The sequence below is a fragment of the Mycobacterium paragordonae genome, assembly GCF_003614435.1.
In the GTDB taxonomy this organism is placed as follows: Bacteria; Actinomycetota; Actinomycetes; order Mycobacteriales; family Mycobacteriaceae; genus Mycobacterium; species Mycobacterium paragordonae.
In genome coordinates this window covers 250,769-268,049 of record NZ_CP025547.1, presented here as the reverse complement: position 1 = coordinate 268,049, position 17,281 = coordinate 250,769, and the positions used below count along the sequence as shown (strand labels likewise).

Annotated in this window: 15 protein-coding genes and 1 other annotated feature; of the genes, 7 read left to right on the top strand and 8 right to left on the bottom strand. The window is 65.2% G+C overall.

What is annotated here, in order from left to right; translation table 11 throughout:
- The first annotated feature begins 166 nt into the window (after nucleotides 1–166).
- Nucleotides 167–676, top strand: a complete 510-nt coding sequence (locus C0J29_RS31490; RefSeq protein ID WP_120795116.1) for a zf-HC2 domain-containing protein — start codon at nucleotides 167–169, stop codon at nucleotides 674–676.
- A gap of 186 nt (nucleotides 677–862) precedes the next feature.
- Here C0J29_RS31490 and C0J29_RS31480 read toward each other — a convergent pair whose 3' ends face one another.
- Nucleotides 863–1,195, bottom strand: coding sequence for a hypothetical protein (locus tag C0J29_RS31480; RefSeq protein ID WP_236725535.1), 333 nt, complete (start codon nucleotides 1,193–1,195; stop codon nucleotides 863–865).
- Nucleotides 1,196–1,338: 143 nt separating this feature from the next.
- On the opposite strand from C0J29_RS31480, the gene C0J29_RS34240 reads away from it, so the two are divergent.
- Together C0J29_RS34240 and C0J29_RS31470 are read left to right on the top strand one after the other, a co-directional pair.
- The gene (locus C0J29_RS34240) at nucleotides 1,339–1,581 is read left to right on the top strand and encodes an ERCC4 domain-containing protein (RefSeq protein WP_242460706.1); all 243 of its coding nucleotides are present in this window, start codon (nucleotides 1,339–1,341) and stop codon (nucleotides 1,579–1,581) included.
- A gap of 351 nt (nucleotides 1,582–1,932) precedes the next feature.
- A protein-coding gene (locus tag C0J29_RS31470) for an IS3 family transposase (RefSeq protein ID WP_120791948.1) occupies nucleotides 1,933–3,194 on the top strand; the annotation gives its coding sequence in 2 pieces (ribosomal slippage) (nucleotides 1,933–2,242 and nucleotides 2,242–3,194; 1,263 coding nt in all).
- Nucleotides 2,232–2,363 (top strand) — a sequence feature (AL1L pseudoknot). (Overlaps the previous gene by 132 nt.)
- A gap of 223 nt (nucleotides 3,195–3,417) precedes the next feature.
- Here the strand turns inward: C0J29_RS31470 and C0J29_RS31465 are convergent.
- Both C0J29_RS31465 and C0J29_RS34920 read right to left on the bottom strand, forming a co-directional pair.
- Nucleotides 3,418–3,753: an ATP-binding protein gene (locus C0J29_RS31465; protein ID WP_236725537.1), complete on the bottom strand. Its 336-nt coding sequence runs from the start codon at nucleotides 3,751–3,753 to the stop codon at nucleotides 3,418–3,420.
- Nucleotides 3,754–3,885: 132 nt separating this feature from the next.
- Complete coding sequence (locus C0J29_RS34920) at nucleotides 3,886–8,076, bottom strand: PE domain-containing protein (protein ID WP_120795115.1); 4,191 nt, start codon at nucleotides 8,074–8,076, stop codon at nucleotides 3,886–3,888.
- Between the two features lie 336 nt (nucleotides 8,077–8,412).
- On the opposite strand from C0J29_RS34920, the gene C0J29_RS34915 reads away from it, so the two are divergent.
- The gene (locus C0J29_RS34915; protein ID WP_425272136.1) at nucleotides 8,413–8,493 is read left to right on the top strand and encodes a hypothetical protein; all 81 of its coding nucleotides are present in this window, start codon (nucleotides 8,413–8,415) and stop codon (nucleotides 8,491–8,493) included.
- Here C0J29_RS34915 and C0J29_RS31450 read toward each other — a convergent pair.
- The 5 genes from C0J29_RS31450 to lpqS (C0J29_RS35020) all read right to left on the bottom strand — a co-directional run bounded on the left by C0J29_RS31450 (nucleotide 8,490) and on the right by lpqS (C0J29_RS35020) (nucleotide 14,003).
- Nucleotides 8,490–8,957: a hypothetical protein gene (locus C0J29_RS31450; RefSeq protein WP_120795113.1), complete on the bottom strand. Its 468-nt coding sequence runs from the start codon at nucleotides 8,955–8,957 to the stop codon at nucleotides 8,490–8,492. The genes C0J29_RS34915 and C0J29_RS31450 overlap by 4 nt on opposite strands.
- Nucleotides 8,958–9,337: 380 nt before the next feature.
- Entirely contained in the window at nucleotides 9,338–10,840 is a 1,503-nt protein-coding gene (locus C0J29_RS31445) for a multicopper oxidase family protein (protein ID WP_242460707.1), read from the bottom strand.
- 96 nt (nucleotides 10,841–10,936) lie between these two features.
- A complete protein-coding gene (locus C0J29_RS31440) occupies nucleotides 10,937–12,238 on the bottom strand; it encodes an MFS transporter (RefSeq protein ID WP_084023586.1) in 1,302 nt (433 codons plus the stop codon).
- On the bottom strand, nucleotides 12,238–13,407 hold the full coding sequence (locus tag C0J29_RS31435) for a PLP-dependent cysteine synthase family protein (RefSeq protein ID WP_120795112.1): 1,170 nt from the start codon (nucleotides 13,405–13,407) through the stop codon (nucleotides 12,238–12,240). The genes C0J29_RS31440 and C0J29_RS31435 overlap by 1 nt, the downstream gene beginning before the upstream one ends.
- Before the next feature lie 101 nt (nucleotides 13,408–13,508).
- On the bottom strand, nucleotides 13,509–14,003 hold the full coding sequence (gene lpqS / locus C0J29_RS35020; protein WP_482808825.1) for a putative copper homeostasis (lipo)protein LpqS: 495 nt from the start codon (nucleotides 14,001–14,003) through the stop codon (nucleotides 13,509–13,511).
- Between the two features lie 371 nt (nucleotides 14,004–14,374).
- Between lpqS (C0J29_RS35020) and C0J29_RS31425 the strand changes: the two genes are divergently transcribed.
- The 3 genes from C0J29_RS31425 to C0J29_RS31415 all read left to right on the top strand — a co-directional run bounded on the left by C0J29_RS31425 (nucleotide 14,375) and on the right by C0J29_RS31415 (nucleotide 17,276).
- Nucleotides 14,375–15,859, top strand: coding sequence for a PPE family protein (locus C0J29_RS31425; RefSeq protein ID WP_084023588.1), 1,485 nt, complete (start codon nucleotides 14,375–14,377; stop codon nucleotides 15,857–15,859).
- A 263-nt stretch (nucleotides 15,860–16,122) separates the two neighbouring features.
- Nucleotides 16,123–16,572 (top strand): putative copper homeostasis (lipo)protein LpqS, encoded by a 450-nt coding sequence (gene lpqS, locus C0J29_RS33120; protein ID WP_139809426.1) that lies wholly within the window; start codon nucleotides 16,123–16,125, stop codon nucleotides 16,570–16,572.
- A gap of 404 nt (nucleotides 16,573–16,976) precedes the next feature.
- Nucleotides 16,977–17,276 carry a PE family protein gene (locus tag C0J29_RS31415; protein ID WP_084023589.1) on the top strand — a complete coding sequence of 100 codons (300 nt, stop codon included), beginning with the start codon at nucleotides 16,977–16,979 and terminating at the stop codon, nucleotides 17,274–17,276.
- The last annotated feature ends 5 nt before the right edge of the window (nucleotides 17,277–17,281 follow it).

Here is a 17,281-nt window from a genome sequence, read left to right as displayed (position 1 = left end):
CAAATCGCCGCGTCTCTCGGCATCGCCAAAGCTCTCGTGACAACGCGGCTCCGCTACGCCACCAGGCATTGCGACTCACACCGCATGGAATAGGGCTGACACGATGACCTCAGTACGGCGGCCCGCGATGCCGCTTGACGCTGAACCATCTGGCCACGCGTACGCGATGTGGGACGCCGCGTACATCCTGGGATCGCTGTCACACGCCGACCGACGGGAATTCGAAGCACACATTGCTGGGTGCACCTCATGCCGGGACGCCGTCGCCGAACTGAGCAGCATATGTGCCTTGTTGTCGCGGCTCGACTGCGACCAGGCGGCGGCAATCGGAGGGGGCGACGCTTCCGGAGAGTTATCGCTGACTCCGGATTTACTGTCGTCGTTGCTGGCCGAGGTGACCTGGCGGCGGCGCCAGTCACGCCTGATCACCTGGACGGCCGCCGGCGTCGCGGCCGTGATGCTGGTGATCGGCGTGCTCTGCGCGGTCGAGGCCCATTCCCTGTCATCGGTGCCCGCAGCGCCGCAGGCAAGAATGTTGGCGCCGCCGAGGGCGCAGCTAAATACCACAAGCTGGCCTCAGCAGTCTCGCGTGCAACGGCTCGCCTCAGCCACACAGCCGCTGGTGGATCTCCGTGATGGACAGGTGCCGGTGCTTGTGTACCCGCCCTATGGGTGATGACCGGCCGAGATCATCCTCGGAACTCGCCGAGCACCCAGCCCCGAGATCGGGACGATGCGGGATCCGGTTTTGGCCAAACCGGCGTCGAGCACCACGGCTTAGCCGATAGAAATTACCTGCCGATGCCGAGCCCTGGCCGGCGGTGCGGCTGAGAGTGTCTGGCGTGCAACGGGAGTGGCGGTTTCATGCCCCGCGGCTCATCCGATATGCGACGCCACGCACCGTGATCACGTAGCGCGGATCGGCGGCGTCATTACCCGATTTTTGCGGCAGGACCAGGTGTGCGATCTGGCCTGTGAACGGTGTCAGGCGTTCACTCATCGCAGGCGCCAGCACGAGATTGGCGCCGGCTTCGCTAAGGGCGTGCACCGCCTGCGGATTGAGAAGGTCGCGGCAAATAGCGAGCGCAAGGTGCCAACCGTCCGCGCTCACGTAGATCCACAGTTCCGGCCAACCGTGCGGCTGGATGTCTTCGTGGATCGGATGTTCGGCGGGGGAGTGCTTGTCGTGCGTCACCAGATCGGGATGTCCACGCAGCCAAGCGATCGCGGTGTTTCGGCGCATACGCGGCGAACCGGAGACGTGATGGAAACTACCGGCAATCAGCAGGCGCGGCCCGTCGTCGCTGTCGATCGTTGTAGATTCGCACGAGCGTTATTTTGCCTTGTGGAGACTATGGACTCATCATCGACTCGCAGTTGATCGCCTCGGTGGAGCGAAAATCGCTGGCCGTTCTGGTCGCCAGTCTCACCAGCGGCAAGCTGCGATATCAGATCGCCGACCTGAGTGCGCTGCCACGCGCGGCCGTAGTTGTTGAAGACCGCTACTCGCGGGTGTTCACCCTTGATCGCGTCCGACCCGCTGTGGTGGCCGACGGGCTGGCCGAACTACAAATCCGTTGACCTAACGTGCCGATGGTGTTCTGCGAAACCTGTCAACTTGCCGAGGAATGGACCTCCCGGTTTTTTGGCCGCCGCGCACGACTGGGCATCCACCGAACAGCCTGCACTGCAAGTGTTCAATCAATTCAGATCAATGTCGGCGACCTCGACCAGGCGTCTGCCACGCCCGCACCCAGTACAGCCGTGGTCCGTGCCTGGGCGCGCACTTGTGGCTTGGCAGTACCCGACCACGGCCGGCTGCGGCCCGAAATTTGGCAGGCTGGCGTGACGCCAACGACCAGTAACGCTTTGGCAGGTTGAATCGCCCTGGAAATCCCGGAGGCTCCTGACCTTGGAAACGAGGATGCAGGTATGCCGAAGGAACAGTCGTCTGGGAAGCCCACGGCGCGTCGCTACAGCCCGGAGGAAAAGGCCGCTGCGGTGCGGATGGTCCGAGCCCTGCGCGCCGAGTTGGGCACCGAGCAGGGCACGGTGTCGCGGGTGGCTCGCCAATTGGGGTACGGCGTGGAGTCGGTGCGTTCCTGGGTGCGCCAAGCCGACATCGACGACGGGTACGCTCCCGGGGTGTCCAGCGCGGAGTCTGCCCGGATCAAGGAGCTGGAACAAGAGAACCGAGAACTCAAGCGCGCCAACGAAATACTGAAACGCGCGGCCAGTTTTTTCGGGGCGGAGCTCGACCGCCAACACAAGAAATAGTGGACTTCATCGACGCCCACCGCGAGGAGTTCGGGGTCGAGCCCATCTGCACCGTCCTGCGATCTGCAGGGGTGTCGATGGCCCCGAGCACCTACTACGACACCAAGACCCGCGCCCCGTCAGCCCGCGCCCAGCGCGACGCAGAGCTTGGGCCGGTCCTGGTAGGGCTCTGGGAGGACAACTACCGGGTATACGGGGCCCGCAAGCTGTGGAAAACGGCACGTCGGGCCGGCCACGACGTCGGCCGGGACCAGGTCGCACGGCTGATGCGGGCCGCCGGCATCGCAGGGGCGCGGCGCGGCAAACGCGTGCGCACCACCACGCCGGATCCCGCCGCGGCGCGACACCCCGATCTGGTCGGGCGCAAGTTCACGGCGAACGCGCCGAATCAGCTCTGGGTGACGGATCTGACGTTCGTGCCGACCTGGGCTGGGGTGGCCTACGTCTGCTTTATCGTCGATGCCTTCAGCAGGATAATCGTCGGCTGGCGAGTCGCCACGCACATGCGCACCACGATGGTGCTCGATGCGTTGGAGATGGCGCGTTGGTCACGCGGAAACCTGTTGGCGGGCTTGACATGTCACTCCGATGCGGGATCGCAGTTTACCTCCATCCGATACGGTGAGCGGCTCGCCGAGATTGGCGCGGTCCCCTCGATCGGGTCGGTCGGGGACAGCTTCGATAACGCTCTGGCGGAGACGGTGAACGGTTACTACAAGGCCGAGTTGATCTACGGGCCCGCCCGCAGCGGGCCGTGGAGGACCGTCGAGGACGTCGAGCTGGCCACCCTGGGCTGGGTCTACTGGCACAACACCAGCCGCCTCCACGGCTACCTCAACGACATTCCACCGGTCGAGTTCGAAGCCGCGTTCTACGATGCACAACGGACCGACCAACCACTGATCGGAATCCAATAGCCCGAGTCTCCGGCAGAACCAGGGCGATTCAGGTCGCGACGCTTCAGTAGGATTGGTAATCCGCTGGGAAGTTCGCTGTGCCAGGCTGAGCTTGCGGGACTGGGCTCTGCGCGTGGGCCCGGCGGTTAAAAGTGGCGTTCTCGATGATTGTCCGGCGAATGTCATCAGTCGCATATCCCCACCTTCTTCGCAGAGGAGCGGAGCAATGCACCGTAGCGGTTGATCAGTTTGGCCAAATGCTTGTCGTCGGTGGCTTCGACCAGCTCGTCAAAAGCTTGCTGACCAACGTGTAGCGCACGCGGTAGCCGGCTTCGGCGGCCATGGCGCCAAACGCTATGAGGAGATGGCTGTCGCCGGGGCCGGAATGACCGGTCAAAAACTCGGGGTGTATGGCCTTGAACCAGGACCAGGTCCGAACTGGCGGACAAACGCGGGGGTGATGCCGGTTGGCGTCAAAAGATAGCTCCTTCTGCCGTTTCAGCCGTGGAAACCTAGCACTGCGGACGCCTGGGACGGCGCGACGACGAGTTCGGCCGTCGCATCCAGCTATTACCAGCACCGCGAGAAACTCGAGTTAGGACAGCTGCTCGCACTCGGCGGTTGCAGCGATTCGAGCGAAGCGATGCCGGATAGTCGGCAGGCGCAGCATGCGGCAGCACTCTTCAATCGCCGCGTTGGCGCGTGCTTGACACTAATTCCAGAAGTCATTCATCGGCGTCGCGTACAGATCATTGTTGGTCAACGTCGTAAATGGAGTTCCGGCCGTGGGGCTTAGCGCGTATTCGATTGTCGACATGAGGCTGTATTGGTCGTAGTAGGAGTTGGTGATGAATTGTCCTGATCGCATGCCGCCTGTTGTTACGGCGTAGTCGTTGGGGATGACGATCGTCGGGACGTGGTTGCCTTGGTTGCCGATTCCCAGTCCGATGTTGTTGAAGTCCTCGTCCCAGGTAATGATGATCGCGTCGCTTTCGTTGCTGTTCCATGTGGGCGAGTTTTGGATGAGCGAGACTTGTTGTTGCAGGAACGCGTCGCCTGCGGCGACGTTGTACTGGTGGTTGGTGAGTTGGCTGCCGAGGAAGTTGAGGACACCGAGGGGTGAGTCGACGGGGCCTTCCATGTCGTTGGCGTTGTTGGCGACGATCCAGCTGAATCGCGCGGGGGTCCCGTTGGCTAGATCGGTGGTCAATTGCGTCAACGGGAGCAGGTGTTGCTGTTGGTAGGCGACGGTGTTGTTGTAAACGTAACTGTATTGGGCTGCGGGTATCTGAAAGGTGCTGTAGTCACCGGAGGAGACCAGCGCGCCGGCGTAGGGCATGCTTTGGGCGTAGTTGGCCCAGGAAATGTTTTGGGCGTCCATCTCTTGCATGAGGCTGGGTGCATTGATTGAGGGCGGGTTGGGGTTGTAGGTGATTCCGAAGTCTGAGCCGCCGAGGATCCGGAAGTAGGTGGGGGCGCTGGGGTGGCTGTTGGCGTAGAAGTTGTTCGCTGACCCGTAGGTGGCGATCAGGCTGTTGGTGTAGGGGGCGTTGACACTGCCGACGATGTCGGTGAACCCTTTGTTTTCCATATAGATCAGGAACACGTGATCGAGCTGTCCGACATGAGACGTCGGCGGCGTCAACGTCGCCGGGGTCAGGCCGGGCGCACCGACGGTGAACGACAGGTTGTCCGCATAAGCGTTGTTGTAGTGGTTCAGGATGGGGTTGGCGTCGTTGAAGGTGGCGCTGACGACCGCTTGGGTGGTGCCTACCGGGATCGTGCCGGAGACGGATCGTGGCTGGAACCCGGTGATTCCCAGACGATCCAGCGTCGAGACCGTGGTAGTGGAGCCGGTGCCCAACACGGCGCCGCTGGAGTTGAGGAAGGTGACCTGCAAAGAGGTCGAGGACGGGTCGATGAGCGCGCCGCCGAGCAGCCCGCTGAGCGTGTAGGGCGTGGTGCCGGTGTTGATCTTGGCGGCCGCGGCGGAGAGGTCGACGGTTTGCCTGATGCTGGAGGTGGCCACGGGTCCGCCGCCACCGAAGTTGGCGCCCGCCCCCGGAGGCGAGGTTTGAGGGAAGCCCAAGAAACTCGGCAGGTCGGGGAACGGGAACGAGACTCCTAACACGTAGCTGACGCGGGGGGTGCCGTAGGCGATGATGGTCGGGGTGCCGCTGACCGACCAGCCTGGGTAGGTCACCGAGCTGGTGCCTGATGGTGACGGGGCGGCGATTTCGAAGCTCCCGTTGACCAACAGGTTCGGGCTCATGGGCAACCCGGGAATCCCGTTGAGGCCCAACACTGTTCCGCGGGCACCGATGGTCCCGGGGCCGCCGAGGAGGCTCATCGTCGCGGCGTTGCCGGCGTTGCCGCCATTGCCGCCGTCGCCGATCAGCAGGGCGCTGCCGCCGATGCCGCCGTCTCCGCTGATCAAGTTGGGCGCACCTTCGGCGCCGGTCCCGCCGGGACCGCCATTGCCCAACAGCGCTCCGCCGACCCCACCGTGGCCGCCGGTCCCGCCGGTGCCGGAGGCGGAGTAGCCGCCTGTCCCACCGGCACCGCCGGAACCCAGCAGGCCCGCGTTGCCACCCAGGCCGCCATGGCCGCCAGGGATCGTTAAGAGTGGCGTCGCTCCCACCGCGCCGCCCGCACCGCCGGAACCGCCGGAACCGAGCAAGCCGCCGTCGCCGCCGCCTCCGCCGAGGCCCCCACCGCCGCTGTTAGCCACGGGCAGCAGCACCGATCCGCCGGCTCCACCGGAACCACCGGTACCCGCGAATTGTCCACCCGCGCCGCCAGTTCCACCGGAACCACCGATGCCACCCAGGCTCGCGCCACCGTCGCCGCCGGCACCGCCGGCCCCAACCACCGAGCCGCCGATAGTGCCGGCTCCGCCGCCGAACACCGAACCGGCGATGCCCGAGGCCCCACCGGCGCCGCCCGCGCCTGCGATGTCACCGGCTCCGCCGACACCGCCGGTGCCGCCAACCGCACCGACCAGCCCGCTCAGCGCGCCGCTGGCTCCGCCGGAGCCGCCGGCCCCGCCCCGCGCACCAGGCACCGTGAGATCGGCCATGGCCCCGGTACCGCCGACTCCACCGCCGCCGAAGATCCCGCCGGTGCCGCCGGCCCCGCCACCGCCGCCATTGCCGTCGGCGCCGACCGCGCCGGCTCCACCTCCCCCGGCGTTGCCGAAGAACAAGCCGCCGTTGCCGCCCTGGCCACCGGAGCGGCCCACACCGGATGCGCCGACTCCGCCGGCCCCACCGGTACCACCGTTGCCCCACAGCGCGGCCGCACCGCCGGCCCCGCCGGGTACGCCGTTGGCGCCGGAACCGCCGGCCCCGCCATCGCCAAGCAGCCAGCCGCCGGGAGCGCCGGCGGCTCCGCTGCCCGCCGCTCCTGGCGTGCCGTTGCCGATCAGCGGGCGTCCGGTCAGCGCCACGCTGGGAGCGTTGATCACGTTGAGCGCCGCGGACGGCAGCAACAGCCCGTTAGCGCCGTTCGCGCCGTTTACACCCGGCGTGGTCCCGAGTCCGCCGACCCCGCCGTTCCCGCCGAGTCCGAACAGCGTGGCCTTGCCGCCGCCGCCCCCGGCTCCGCCGTCGTAGTTCATGGCGGCCTGGGCGCCGGCCCCGCCGGCTCCGCCGCTGCCGAACACCAAGGCGCCTGCGCCGCCGCTACCGCCGGCCCCGCCGTTGCCGCCCGAGGAGAACCCGCCGACGCCACCGGTGCCGCCGAAACCGATCAGGCCCGCGTCGCCGCCGGCCCCGCCGTGGCCGCCGGTGCCGGTGCCGAAGTTGCTGCCCCCGGCCCCACCCGCGCCACCGGAGCCCAACAGCCAGCCGGCGTGGCCGCCGCTTCCGCCGGCTCCGCCGTCACCACCGAAGCTGGTGCCGCCGGTGCCCCCGACGCCACCGTTGCCGAACAACGGACCGGCCGCACCTCCGGCCCCGCCGGTACCGCCTCCACCGGTGCCGCCCAATCCGCCGGTTCCACCGCCGCCGCCGGCACCGAACAGCAGTCCGCCGGCCCCGCCGGCCCCACCGGTACCCCCGCTGACCCCGACCCCGCCGGCTCCGCCGACCCCGCCTCCGGCGCCGACCAACCCACTGAGCACACCTCCGGCGCCGCCCGCCCCGCCGACCCCGCCGGCCCCGGCCGCGGCGTATCCGCCGGTCCCGCCGGCGCCGCCGGCACCGAACAACCCGCCGACTCCGCCCGCCCCGCCGGCACCAGCGGTACCCGTTGCCGCGAAACCGCCGGCCCCGCCTATCCCGCCGCTGCCCAGCAGCAAACCGCCATGCCCGCCGACACCACCGCCCCCGGCGGTGCCTCCCGCCCCACCCGCTCCGCCAGTGCCGATCAGTCCCGCATCCCCGCCGGCCCCGCCGCCGTAACCGAGCAGGGGCCCGGCCTGACCCGACCCGCCGGCCCCGCCGTCACCGATCAACCACCCGCCGGGTGCGCCGTTGCCCCCTGTCCCCGGGGCGGCGTTGGCGCCATTGCCGATCAGCGGGCGCCCGGTCAGCGCCAGCACCGGCACATTCACCGCATCCACCGCTTCTTGGAGCGACTGTCCCACGGCCTGTTCGAAGGTTTGCAGCGACAGTCCGTTCACGGCCTCGGCGGCAGCGTACGCACCCGCCCCCGAGAGCAGCGTCTGCTGAAACTGCTTCTGATATAAGGCAATCTGGGCGCCCACCGACTGATAGGACTGGGCGTAGCCGCCGAACATCCGGGCAATCGCCGCGGACACCTCGTCAGCGGCAGCGGCCGCGATCTCCGTGGTCGACGGCGCCGCCGACGCTGTCGCTTTCCCGACCGTCTCGGCGATCCCGTTCAGATCCGCTGACGCCGCGGCCAGGGCCTCGGGTGCAGCGATCAGGTAGGTCGACATCTGCGGCTCCCAACACTCAACGAGACGATTCGATCGGCCAACTCTATGCACACGGAATGCAAATGTGAATAAGCCTCACACTGTCGTGTCGTGTCCATCGCGGGCCCCGAAATCGCGTTGATGCGTCTACCCGGTAAATGAGTCCAGCTTATTTTCGAGTTCGGTGGCCGCGGTCGGGCTAGAAAAGACGACGAAACACATGGCTGGTCGCAAGCCATCGCGGTAACTCGCGCGCGGGGATGAGTTGGCTGTCAAGGCAAGACCCAGTGAGGAAATCGCCACCAGTTGGCGGTATCAGCGGCCACGCTGTATGTCTGGCGTCGAGCCTACGACGGCATGAATATTGACGTCGCCAGAGAGATGGAGAAGCTGTCGGAACAGAACACACGCTTTACGAGGCTGCTGGGAACCGTCTAGCCAACTTTGGTCAGGGTAAATAATTGATGGTGATCAACGATGTAGCAGTTCGGTGGGACGTGTGGGATGTCCACATCAGTGTAGGGAGTGAAGTGCACTTCACCGGAGAGCGTAACAGGGTCCCACCACTGGACTACGCTCACCGGATGGTATCCACCATCGAGTAATAAGTCGCCCATCACATATAACGGACAATTCAGACCCTCGGGGAGAGTCCGCGAATTGACGTATTTGCCATCTATCAGTGGGGCGTCGAAACTCCCCCCTCCCGCAGTCGTCACGTGGGCGACACAGGACGGGCTGCAGGTCGTACTGATAGTCCACGTCCCCTTACCGCCGTCGTCGTCGGCGTAGAGATAGACACCGTCCATCATTGGAGGTTGCGCCTTCGCCTGCGGTGCGGCTGCGCCGAGCACCACTCCGAACAGCAGCACAACAGCAGTGGCAGAGGCCTTCGTTCTCATGCGTATTTCCGTCCTCTGGTTCTGCGGCTAACAATGGCTAGCTCATGTCCCTGCTGGTCATCAGTGGTGACCCCCGCTTGGCCACCAGTGGGAATTCTGGCCACCTGCGCCTGCCGCGGATCACCGGATCAAGCATATCGTGTCGAATTGCAATACACTTCAAATTGAGGAGACAGTGAAGAAGCGAGACTCTCAATGCTGGCGCTGCGCCGAGTACGTTATCACATAGTGTAAGAGAGCAACCATATTCGGACGTACCAGTTTCTTGAGCGGATTTGTGAACAACGGTATATCCGGCACACCTGGTATTTAGAATTCGTACACCGGCAATTAACCGCCGGGTGGGAGGAACCTGCAGCGTCATCGGCCTTCCAGGTGTGTCAGGTCGAGTAAGAGGTGTAGTTGAGCGTGGTCATCATTCCGGCTTCTAGGTGATAGCCATGGTGGCAGTGGAGCATCCAGGTGCCGGGGTTGTCGGCGATCAGAACAGCGTTGAGTTTCTGTTTGGGCAGCACGATGACGGTGTCTTTGCGTGCGCCCAGGCTGCCGTCGGACTTGATCACCTGAAAAGTGTGACCGTGCAGGTGCATCGGGTGGTACATCATGGTCGAGTTGGTGAAGGCTAGGGTGGCTCGCTGGCCCTGTTTGACGCTCACCGGAGGACTGTCGGGGTAAGGCTTGCTGTTGATCGACCAGTCGTATTTCGTCATGGAGCCGGTGAGTTCCAAAGCCAGGTTCACCTCCGATTGCGCTGAACCCAAACTGGCGGACGATGGGGCGGAGAAGGTGTCGACGGTGCCGATTCTGCCGTTGAGTTCGGGAGGCGCGAAGTTGACGTCGGGTGGGGTGCCGCCGGCGGTCTTTAGCAGCGCGCGCCCGGGTGTCGCTGGTTTGCCTTCAGGCATTGCTATCAGCGGGAAAACCCCGTCGCCGACGGTGACGACGACGTCATAGCGTTCCGCCATACCGACCAGCAAAGCGTCGGTGTCGGTCGGCGTAACTGGGAAACCATCGGTGTGGGTCACCGTCATGACGTGGCCTGCCAACGCCACGCGGAAGGCGGTGTCGGCGCCGGCATTGATGATGCGGATGCGAATACGCTGGCCCGGCTTCGCGTCGAAGGTGGTCGGTGCTCCCGCAACCCGCCCATTGACCAAGTAGTACGGATAATCGATGTCGCCGGAGTCTCCGCCTAACAATGCACTGCTACCCACTGCGGACATTCCTGGCATCTCTTGCGCGCTGGGCCCGTGGGCCGGCATTCGAGAGCCCTTGAGTTCGTCAAATATTTGTTGAGGATTCTTTCCGACGCCGTCGGTCCAGTCGTCGAGGACGACGATCCATTCGGCGTCGTAGCTGCCTCGATCGGCGGGGTCGTCGATGATCACCGGCAGGTAGAGCCCGTAGTCGGTCTGCATTCCGGCATGCGGGTGGGCCCAGTAGGTGCCGGGGTGCGGCGTGGAAAATCGATAGGTGAAGTCGCTGTTGGCGGCGATATCGGGGGTTGAAGGGATGGCGCCGTCCATGTCGTTACGCAACGCGATGCCGTGCCAGTGCACCGAGGTGGCGTCGCCGAGCCGGTTCCTGACCGTAACGGCCAGTTCGTCTCCGACATTGGCGCGAATCAGCGGGCCGGGCAGGGCGTCGCCGTAAAGCAGTGTTCTCGCGATCGGACCGCCGAGATCTACGGACGCCGGTTGGGCGGTCAGGGTGGCGGTGACGGTTCGTCCCGTGTGGGGACGGGCTTTTTCGACCGCGTAAATGGCTTGCTGCAGGTTGGGAGCGCGATCGCTTCGCCCGCATGACGCAAGCGCAAGCCCGGCCGCGCCGGCGATTGAAGCGGCGACGAATGTGCGCCGATTGAGTAGGACGTCATTGCGCACTGCGAGGGTCACCATTCCTTCCTCGGTCGTTTGCCACGTCTGCAGCCACGCACGTTTTCGAGCTCTGACCCCGCGGTGTGGCGAGCAGCGTCGTGCTCAAGATCTTTCCCGCTGAACTGCAGGGGACTGCGCAGCGCCGGCTGGCCCGGTCGCGCAGTCTTGAGTTGCCCGGGGCTGGAGGTGCTGGTTGCGGTCCAGGACGCGCAGAGCCAAAGCTGCGAGTAGACCGATGATGAACAGCCCGGCCCATACCAGTTCGTCGGCTCCGGCCTGACGCGCTGCACCCATTGCCCAACCGGTAGCCAGGTTGCCGGCGAGGATCCCCACTCCGACGATGGTGTTGTAGAAGCCGTAATGCGTAGCCACGAGCCGGCCTCCGGCCAGAGCCATGACGGTGTCCATTTCGAACGGGAAGACCGCGGCCGAGCCGACGGCCAGCATGGCGGCTGTCGCCAGCAGCGCGGCGATAGCCGCGACGATCCCAAGTCGAGACCCGTTGGGGACGGCTATCAGCGGCAAGAAGGAGGCCGCCAGGACACCCAACCCGACGGCCAGGCTGCGACCGGGACCCCACCGCGCGGCGAACCAGCGAGTGATGCGCAGCTGTCCGGCGACCGCCACCAGGCCAGAAACGACGAAGATCGCCGCCACCAGTAGCGTTTGGTAGCGCTTGGTCAACAGCGCTGCCTGGAGTGGCAGGGCGAGGTAGACCTGGAAGGACAACACGTAGGAGCCGATCATCGCGGCGGCGAACAGCAGAAAGGACCGGTTTCCCAGGACGACTCGCCAGTCATCGAAAATCGATGTTTTCTCGGGCGTCGGATCAGCGCTGTGTTGCGGCAGCGCTAGCAACTGCGCCACGGTCAGTACCGCAAAGATCGCCGCGGCGCCTCCGGCGGTGACGCGGAAGTCGATGGCTACCAGCAGAACTCCGACCAACGGACCCAGCAGAATTCCAGCCTGGTAGAAGATGTTGAATACCGCGAATGCTTCCACACGGCGCTCACGTGAATCGGCGGCGAGATATGCACGCACCGCGGGGTTGAACAACGCTCCGGCGAAGCCCGTGGCAGCCGAGGCGATCAATACGACCGGCAACGAATGCGCGAAGATCAGCAACGCGAAGCCGCCCGTTCGAAGCAAACAGCCAACCACGATCAACGGTTTGTAGCCGATCCGGTCTGCCAGCGTGCCGCCGACAATGAACATGCCCTGTTGGGAGAAGTTGCGGACACCCAAGACGAGCCCAACAGCCCACCCCGCCAGCCCGAGTGGGCCGGCGAGGTAGGCCGCCAGGTACGGCATCAACATGTAGAAACCGAGGTTGATGCCGAACTGGTTGATCATCAGCATCCGGCTGGGCCGGTCGAAGCTGCGGAATTGCGTCAGCAATTGCATTACTGCATCGCTCCGGTGGGATCCACTACGGTGGCGCACCGGGTCCAGGACTGCACGACCTGGTCGGTCGGGTGGTCGATGACGGCCGGCTCTTCGGGCGGTAACTGGTCGAGCAGGCCGTGCTCGCGGCAGTAATTGTCGTTGTAGATGGTGTCGAAATAGCGTTGCGGTCCGTCGGGGAAAACCGCGGCGATGGTGGTCTCGGCGGGCATGGTCCGCGCGGCCCACCCGGCCACCAAACCGACGGCTCCCACACTCCAGCCGCCGCTGGCGTGGTGGGTGGCTGCCAGGGCACGCGCCGCCCACACCGCCTCGGCCGGTGCCACCCAGTGCACCTCGTCAAACGCCGCATAGTCGACATTGCGCGGGTAGATGCTCGACCCCAGACCCCGCATCAACCGGGTGGCCGCGGGTTGACCGAAGATCGTCGAGCCGACGGTGTCCACACCGATCACCTTCAGATCCGGGTTCGCCTCGCGCAGCACCCGTGCCACTCCCGCCGAGTGCCCGCCGGTACCCACCGAGCACACCAACACATCGATGCGACCAAGCTGGTCGAGCAGCTCCAGGGCCAGCGGACGGTAGGCGTCCACGTTCTCGGGGTTGTTGTACTGGTTGGGGCACCACGCGTCGGGGTCAGCGGCCAGCAGCTGCGCAATACGGTCCTTGCGGGCCTGCTGCCATCCGCCGACCGGGTGGGGCTCGGTGACCACGTCAACCTCGGCGCCGTAGGCGCGCAGCATGTTCTGCACGATGGGCTCCATGCCCGGGTCGGTTACCACCGTGACCGGGTGCCGGTACACCATGCCGGCCAGCGCCAGCCCCAGGCCCAGGGATCCGCTGGTGGATTCCACGATGCGGGCTCCCGGACGCAGTTCACCGCGGGCACGGGCGCGTTCAACCATGTGCACTGCGGGCCGGTCCTTCATACTGCCGCCGGGATTGAAGCCTTCCAATTTGGCCCAGAAGCCGCGATCTGCGGCAGTCAGCGGTTCTGAGATCCGCAGTACCGGGGTGTTGCCCACCAGCCCGGCCGGCTGACGGTGGCTTCCCGGCACGGGCGGGCATTGTGCGGGGCTGAGAGGCCGGTCCACCAACGTCAGCGACCGGGAATTGCAGGGCAGACGGGATTCCAGAGAGTTCGAGGAACGAGCAGAGTTGTTGTTCATGCGATCGTCGCTTTCTAGCGAGAGGCCGCTGGCGCAGCCATTGACAAGGGAAGCGGCCACCGGCCGTCGTGACAGTGCACAGACGACCTGGCGCTACCCAGTCAGCGACGAGAAGAGCACAACCGCGTCAAGAGATCTTGACCGGTCAAAATGGCAGCGACGCCACGCGGCGGACCGCGACCACCCGATATCACATGCCGCCCGAACAACCCCGCGGCAGCTACCACTGCTATGAGCACGCTCAAAGCCGCCATGGTGGTAACGGGCGCGTTGGGCAGCACGGCGGTCATGAACGCCTCGTTATGGGCTACCGAGGGGCTTTCTAGGTGCGCGTGATCGCTGTTGATTGTGTATTCGCCACCGAGTGGACTTACTAGAACGTGGGAGCGGTGGGAGGGATGGGGGGTAGCAGGCCCATGTCGCACTTCGGCGTGTCCGAGAACAAGGATCCACACCGCGACGGCGGCAACAGCGGCAGCCAAGGCCGCGGTGAATTGCCACCACGGCCGCGGGCACGCCTTTGATCCGCTCACAGTGCTTACAGCGTAGCAATGGGATCGGTGCCGCGTCGACGACAGGCGGCCGTGCTGGGACATCGCGTCCGCCCACACCGTTTCGTACCCCATACCCCCTGAGGGTACAGGCGAGTCGAGTGGGTGGCAAGGGGCGACAAGGTCACGAAAAGGCTGTCGAACATCGTCTGGCGCATCGACAGGCCCATGGTGTATTACTAATGATTATCATTATCATTAACGTGCGGGGCGGTGCCCTCAGCGGTTAAAGGAGCGATGCCGATGGTGGCGCTGCGGTGCCCGCTACAGTCAGTGGTCGCATTGGCAGCGGATGACCATGTCGTGACGATACGTACGGCGGTGTTCCGCACGGCGCAGCCGGCTAATGGGGGGAACCGGCCACCGTTGAGCTCTGCATTGGCTTATCCGCCGGAGTTACATCGTGGCGGCGTACTGTGACGGCCCCACTTTGGATAGCTGTGCCCCCTGAGGTGCATTCGGCGTTGATCAGCAGCGGCCCCGGGCCTGGGCCGATGATGGAAGCGGCTGCGGCATGGTCGGCGCTGAGCAGCGAGTACGCCGCGGCCGCTGGCGAGCTGACGGCGGTGCTCAGCGTGGTGCAGGCCGATGCCTGGGGAGGAAGCAGTGGCAACTCCTACGTGTCCGCGCATACGCCCTATCTGGCTTGGCTGATTCAAGCCAGCAACAACACTGCCGAAGCGGGCGCCAGACAAGAATCCGCCGCCGCGGCGTACTCCGCCGCCGTAGCGGCGATGCCGACTTTGACCGAGCTGGCCGCAAACCACGCGACTAACGCGGTGCTGGTCGCAACGAATTTCTTCGGCATCAACACCATTCCGATCGCTCTCAACGAGGCGGATTACGTGCGAATGTGGATCCTTGCCGCCACAACAATGAGTACCTATCAGGCGTTCGCGGACGCCGCCGTGGCGTCGATCCCGACCACCACATCGGCCCCGCAAATTTACCAGCCCGACGGCAACGCCCGGTGCAGCGCCGGCACCAGGATTGATCCCTGGACCGGTGAACTCGAAGACATTCCATGCCCGACCGACCCCCAGTTCTACTCCAACTGGGGAACCGAGCTCAGCGAACAAATACCCGATCTGATAAACACCCTGCTGACAAATCCGGCGCAGGTGCCCGGCGTCCTTGCTCTGATGGAAGCGGACTTCATGTTCCACGTGCAAGTGATCGTTTCCTATTTGGTTCAATCTCCACAGTTTCTGGCGATCGCTCTGGGCGTCCCGACCGCCGGCCTCGGAGCGGTCAGCGGCATGGGTGCAGTCAGTGGCCTTGCCACGTTGGCTGCAATTCCGGCGGATGTCAGCGCCGCCGAACCGCTGTCCCCCCCGGCCCAGCCCCAAGCGGCGGCCCTCGCCCCCACCTCAACCGCGTCTGGCGCGGCGACTTCTGGTGCCTCGGCACCTGCGTCCCCGTCCACGTCGACGCCCGCGCCCGCAACTTCTGCGTCCGCCGCGCCACCACCGCCGGCCGGCGCACAGGGTGTGGCCTTCCCCTACGTGATAGGGGGTCCACGGTTCGGATCCGGTTCCACAATGAGCACCAGTGCCAGTGCAAGTACCAAGAATAAGGCGGCTGAAGCAGGTGGGGTTGCCTCCGCGGCGACCGAGCGCGAGCACAGGCGGGCGCGGCGTCGCCAGCGCGAAAAGGTGACCGGTTGCGGCGATGAGTACATGAATATGAATATTGAGGTCACTGCGACCTGGGAGGAGCCGGTTGATGAGTTGGGGACATCGACGTCGGCCTCGATTCAGGGTGCTGGACGGGTCGGGTTTTCCGGCACCGCACCCACGGAGCAGGTCCCCGCGGCGGCGGGTTTGACCACGCTGAGCGGTCAGGAGTCTGGCCAGAGTCCGCGACTTCCGATGGTTCCGGGGACGTGGCACTCCCGGTAGTCCCTGGTAGTCGTCGGACCAGCCTCTGCTGTCCTGGACTGAAGTATTCGCCGACGATCCTGAACTCGACCTCGACAAAGCTCTGTCACGTGCTGACTTGCCAAAAATCAGGGGCCGTCGGCGCTGGCAGGGAGCCCGACCCCGGCGCGGGAATGCGAGGTGCAGTCGGCCGGGACCCGTGTTGGTGAGCTCAAAAACTCGTCTGTCCAAATGTGGGTTAACATGTCGTGATCCGGCCGCTGTATCGTGTACCCTCGGTGGGTATGAGAAGCATCCGATTGTGGTCGGATGATCGACGTGTAGAAACGAGCAGAGCGTTCCGATTGCGCTTTGCCGTAGTCGTCGCGGCTGCAGTCGCGGCATTGGCCATCATCGGTCACTGCGTGCCGGTGCGCGCCGCTGCTTCGCCATCTTCGCCGCCGCAACAACTGTCAGTGGCCTCGCTTCCTCTCGCGGTCCATGCCAGCGCTGATCAGCCGCAGCTTGCGCAGGAGCGGCCAATCTGTAAAGCCTCGAAGGTATTCGCGATTGATGCGATACCCGCCGCGGTGATGACCGCGCTGGTCGTCCTCGGCCTGGGCTTGGCGGCGCTGGCGGGTATGGGCTGGCTGACACAGCTGGTGGCACCGGCCGGACGGAGCCCTCCGCACCCACGCGTTGCCATCTTGTCCGGTCGAGATCTTCTGACTCGGTTCTGCTTAGCTCGTCGCTGACTGGTCAGCGTCAAGCCCTGGTGCTGTGCGGCACACGGCTGGTGACGTCTGTTCCTGTCGATTTTCGCGCGGTAGCCGCGCCCTGATCTAAAGCCGACTGATGTGATGCATTCACTATTTGATGAATTATACAAATACTCTGCTGCGCCCGGGTTGCTGAGTTGCTCGCGGCCGAGGGAAGCACGGCACCGTGAGCCTGCCCGCCGAGGCCGATTCGTTCGTGCGTTAGCCGAGGCTCGCGGACGACGGTCGCTGTCCACAGGGATGTTGCAGGTCCCCGATCGCCGGGAAACGATTCCCGGCGGCACCGTTGATCTTTCCAAGGCGCCTACATGGTCCCTCCGCCGCCATGGCACGGGAACACATTTCGGTAGCGGAGCCGCATTCTTTAAAGGAGAGCAAACATGTCGTTTGTGACAACGCATCCGGAAGCGCTGGCGTCGGCGGCCGGCGATCTGCTGACGATCGGCGCGGCGATGGAAGCCGGAACGGCGGCGGTCGCGGTCCCGACGGCCGCAGTGGTGCCGGCCGCCGCTGACGAAGTGTCGGCGTTGACCGCGGCCCAGTTCGCCGCGCACGCGCAGCTGTACCAAGCAGTGGCTGCCCAGGCCACAGCAATTCACGACCAGTTCGTTGCCGCCTTGGCGACTAGCGCTGGGTCCTATGCCGTCACCGAGGCCGCCAATGCGGCCGCGACCGGCTGACGCGC